General features: G+C 38.6%; 4 protein-coding genes. All 4 read left to right on the top strand.

Annotated features, from left to right (window positions below; all coding sequences use genetic code 11):
• Positions 1-2: 2 nt before the first annotated feature.
• A complete protein-coding gene (locus tag H6G73_RS24015) occupies positions 3-488 on the top strand; it encodes a hypothetical protein (RefSeq protein ID WP_242034305.1) in 486 nt (161 codons plus the stop codon).
• Positions 489-715: 227 nt separating this feature from the next.
• Positions 716-2,374, top strand: a complete 1,659-nt coding sequence (locus H6G73_RS24010) for an ATP-binding protein (protein WP_190609038.1) — start codon at positions 716-718, stop codon at positions 2,372-2,374.
• Between the two features lie 138 nt (positions 2,375-2,512).
• Positions 2,513-3,301 carry a ParA family protein gene (locus H6G73_RS24005; RefSeq protein WP_190609036.1) on the top strand — a complete coding sequence of 263 codons (789 nt, stop codon included), beginning with the start codon at positions 2,513-2,515 and terminating at the stop codon, positions 3,299-3,301.
• A gap of 100 nt (positions 3,302-3,401) precedes the next feature.
• Positions 3,402-4,520 (top strand): ParB/RepB/Spo0J family partition protein, encoded by a 1,119-nt coding sequence (locus tag H6G73_RS24000; protein ID WP_190609033.1) that lies wholly within the window; start codon positions 3,402-3,404, stop codon positions 4,518-4,520.
• Positions 4,521-4,986 lie beyond the last annotated feature (466 nt).

Raw genomic sequence — 4,986 nt, 5'->3', positions numbered from 1 at the left:
ATTTGTTTGTTCTTTTTATTTCATCTTATTCCTCTGTCTTATCCTTCCTTTTGTGGTTGCATTTGTTTGCTTTTTCTCAGGGTATCCCGTTAGGTGCAAGATATAAGTATGCTCAATCTGGCTGTACTTTTTTGTTGCCTATGGCAACGATACTCGAAACAGGTAACCACATTGCCCAAAACGGGGACGGCACGGTGCGAAAAAAAATAGCCATACGTTTTGTTGAACAAGTAAAAGCTGCATTCAATGGAGAAGCCCCCTGGCGGCCTACTGCGTTCCCGAACACGGCAGAGATATTGCTGTGGATTGATGAGTTTCCGGATCAGGCTGGCAAGAACAAAGCTCCTGATAAGCAGGAAGGAACAAGCTTCGGTGATCTCAGCATCATTGAAGAATTTCGTAAATCTTGCAAACTCTTCCCCTTGAGTGAAGTGTTTATCTGGTCATTAGACAGAGATTTACAAAACTATCACCAAATGCCAACATGAATATATGCGATAGTTTAGGTTGTTACGCTTTGCTATATAGCAATACATAGTTCAACTCAAAAACAAGTGAAAAATGGCACTATGAACATTATCCCTGCTTTACTGAATAGAAGTCGGGTAAGTGTGAATAAACATAGCCAACAGGATACTGGCAATTATCCAAAAGGCTAAGGCATTAGTAATCGATTTACTCTACAAGGGGAAAGTAAGTCATTCACATCAAACTTATGAAATTGACAGACTGGCCTACCTTAGCTAACCAAAATACGGCAATTGTGGCTGTGGAATATCATACACCTGACAGAATGCAGATTTTACAGCAGTTTTACGACTGGGGTGAGGAATGGTCTTTGTCAGTTTTTCTCTGGAATCCCGGTTACTGTGAACTACAGCAATTAATTCAGCACCAAGGTCAGTACATTTTACAGCCAACTGACAGGGGTAAAAACCAGAATATTCTTCAGTATCTTTTGACAGACTATCAACCAGGTATTTATTTATTGGAAGGGATGCTACAGCAAGATGAAAATAGCAAAATTAGTCAAAAACTGAGTTATCAACTACTGAATGCTTATCATCAAGCTTTGTGGAGTCAGCAAGATATTTACTTTGTATTATTAGAAACTTACGTTCAACTACCTTTAGAATTACAGCCTTTGATTCCGGTGCTGTCTCATCCACTACCAAATCAAGAGCAGGTAGAACTGATTGTACAGCAGTTTTTTGATTGTTGTTCGCAGTCGGTTTTAAATACACATTCAGATTTAGATACGCATTCGATTTTAGATAATAGTCATCCTTCATCAAATACAGTTTCAAGTTTTAAGAGGAGTAATGGGAGGTTTCAAGTTTCAAGAAACCAAACAATGCAAATGCTTATTCGTGCTTGTCAGGGTTTGCCTGTAGGTGAAATAAGGATGCTACTAAAGCAAGGTTTAGGTTTTACAGAGCAACTTGAGAAAATCGCCCAATTAGTTCTTGAGCATAAAGTTAACAAATTACGAGGACGGGGTTTAGAGTACATAGCCCAAGCGGATGTACCTTCAGCTGGGGGTTTAGATTTGCTCTCAAAACGGTTAAAAACTATCACTTGTTTATTGCAACCAGAAGCACAAAAATATAACTTGAAGTTTCCCACAGGAATGTTGTTATGGGGGCCACCAGGCACGGGTAAAAGTTTATCCGCTAAGTTAGCAGCCAAGAAATTGGGCTTGCCGTTGTTGGCAGCTAACTGGGGTGTTCTATTAGGTAGTCCTCATCCTGACAGAGCCTTCAAAGAATTTATCGCTTTGGTAACATCCCTTGCTCCCTGCGTTCTCTACTGGGATGATTTTGATAAGGGTTTTGCTGGCTGGGACTCGAATGCAGATGGTGGTGTGGCACGGCGTTTATCTGCGGCGTTGTTGACTTGGATGCAGGAGCATCAAGAGCCTGTTTATACTGTTGCTACTATTAACCGTCTAGAAATGTTACCTGCGGAATTGGTGCGTCGTTTTGATGATGTGTTTTTTGTAGATTTACCCCATGAGGGGGCTAGATATGAAGTTTTCAATTTGCATTTAGCTAAGTATTTTTCAGCTTTTCGAGGTAATAATTCGCCTTGGAGTGATGAGCAATGGCGCAGGTTGTTAATTGAGTATAGAATTTGTACTCCCGCAGAAATTGGTAATGCTGTGCGTCGTTGCGCTGAAAGGGCTTTTGCCCAAGGTAGACCAGGGCGAATTGAGTTTGAGGATTTGTTGAAACAGCGATCGCTATTTACCCCGGCGATGGAACGAGAGTCTGAGCAGATGCAAGCAATTCGCAATCAAGCTATTTACGCTCAACCTGTTTCGAGTGAAGATTATTCTCGATTTGCTTATCAATATCAAGAGCTATTTGAGTAATTTGATTTTGCCTTTACAATTACCTCAATGTCGAATTTTGAAATCCGACAATTTATTAACATTCTCAAACTTCTGCTTGTCGAATTTTAAAATCCGACAAGAACTTGATATATTGAAGCCAAGCATAAGTATTTTTTTATGAAACAGATAGTTCTCGCGCTTCTGGCTAACGCTGGTGGAGTCGGTAAATCTACCATTAGCACACATATTGCTTACGAAGTTAGTAAACGGGGTTATAAAGTAGCGATATTAGATTTAGATCCCCAACGTTCATTGGATGTGTTCTGTGGCTTACCAGCAGCCGAAGCAAATTTAACTACGGTAGAAGTGCTTTCTAAAGATTTTAAAGGTGATTGGTCATTAGTTCCCGTTTGGGATTCTAAAGTTGAGGTGTGTCAAGGACATCCTTTATTGGCAGACATGGCTAATGAATTAGTGATTAGAAAGCGTGGAGAATACAGTTTAGCTGACAAATTAAATAAATATCCTTTGCCTCATAACTTAATTATTTTGGACTGTCCAGCAACATTGGGTATGCTAAACGTTAACGCTTTAGCTGCTGCTACTCATGTTTTAGTTCCAGTACAGTTGGAGATGAAAGCTATTTCTGGTTCAGCAGAGTTAGTTGAATGGTGCATTTCTACAAGTGACGAGCTACAACTTGAACCACGTCCACCGATTTTAGGGTTTGTTCCGAGTATGTATAACGGAGCAGTAGCTATGCACAGACAATATTTAGCACAGTTACCTGCGATTGCACAGAGATTAGGAATTAAGTTATATCCGCAAATTCGGAGTTCTAACGAATTTAAAAATGCGAGTGCTTTTGGTTTACCATTACACAAATACCGTCCCAAACATCCAGCTTGCAAAGATTTTAAATTAATTGTTGATGATGTAATTGCATTAATTAAGGAAAAACATTGAAGAAAGCAAAAAGTAAGAAGAGGAGAAAAGTTAATTTCAACCTTATTCTCTAGCAGCACTAATATCAGCATTATCAGCATTAATTAACATTGAGGTTGAGATGGGCAAAGGATTACCGCAAATCAGTGATAAATTTAAAGGCGCAGTTCAGAAAACAGATCAAGAACAGAAAATTATGGAATTGCAAGCAGAAGTAGAAAGATTACGAGCCTTGCAATCTCCAGAACTAGAGACAGAAATTAGCAAACTGCGCGAACAATTGCAAACCCAAGTAGGTGATATTGCAATTGATATAAATCTCATAGAGCCTAATCCTAACCAACCAAGGCAAACAATTACACAAGAATCTATTCAGGCAAAAGCCAGATTACTTAAAAAACATGGACAGATTACACCAGTAATTTTAGTTCCTGACCATCATGGTCGTTATATGCTTTTGGATGGGCAGTTACGTTGGGAAGGAGCTAAGGTATTAGGATGGGAGACAATTCGAGCATTAATCGTACCTGAACCAGAGGATTTAGATCAATCATCACTGTTAACTTTTTTAGGTTTTGAAGATTTAAATCCACTAGATAAGGCAGAAGCAATATTTAAGGAGATAACGAAAGCAACTGGTTTAGAATTAGATGAAATTACTACAAGTCTGGCTGCTGTAATTAAGCGTATTGAACGTAATCATCAAGTTAAGGAATTAACAAAATTATTGGCTGCCAGTAGTGAGGAGCAGCAAAAAGGTTTGGAAGCACTAGGCATTATTGGAGAGGAGCAAGCTTTATTTTTGGTGTTTTTGGAGTTTGGGTTAAATCCTGCTTCTGTTAAGTCTAATCTCTTACCAATGTTATCTTTGCCAGAAGATTTAAAAAAAGCAATTCGTGAACAAGGCCTGAAAGGCGCACATGCTTTGGCGTTAGCAACATTATCATCAAAAACTTTAAAAATTTCTGAACAAGAAGCAGCTAGAGAAAGAATAACAGCAACAGAACAGGTACTAAAAGAAAATTTAACCGTACCTGAGACACGGGATTTAATTAAAAATATTAAAGCTAGGTATTTAATACAAGAATCATCTGAATCAAAAGAAATAAAAGCAGTTCTTCAAAAAGTCAGCAGTGGTTTGTCTGAAGCGACATTAGCTAATGCTAGTCGTGAGCAGTTGCAATCTTTGCAAGCAATATTGGTACAGAAGTTAGATGAAATTAGTAAATTAATTGGGTAAACTACCCAAACCTTACCATAGGGAGTTTGGGCTTCTGTACTCACAGGCAAATGCCTTAGATGATACTTTCTCTCTATCTTCACTGAGAATAGGGACTTTCGCAGATTTTGTTAAAATATTTGATAAATCTCTCAGCGAATCGAAATTTATACTTAGGACTTATGCAAGTGTCACACCAAGAATCTGTTCTAGGGTGCGTCAGATATCAAGAATCCGTTTATTTGCCAGATTTAAGCAGTATGACACACCCTACCCATGTGCCAGTTGCGTAAGTCCTGATACTATTAGACATCTCCGAAAACAAGGAAACCCTTACCATGACTGCTTTTAAGAGGGGTAAAGGCTAAGTGCAAAGATAGTCAAATTATACGCTAAAATCAGTGTTTGAAATGCGTGCTGTTGCTAATTAGCTAAAAAATAGCAATCCTTAGATGAAACTTTATTCTCTGGAAACACAAGTTTTCAT

The sequence above is a fragment of the Richelia sinica FACHB-800 genome (assembly GCF_014698825.1).
Lineage (GTDB): Bacteria > Cyanobacteriota > Cyanobacteriia > Cyanobacteriales > Nostocaceae > FACHB-800.
This window is presented reverse-complemented; position numbering and strand designations above follow the sequence as displayed.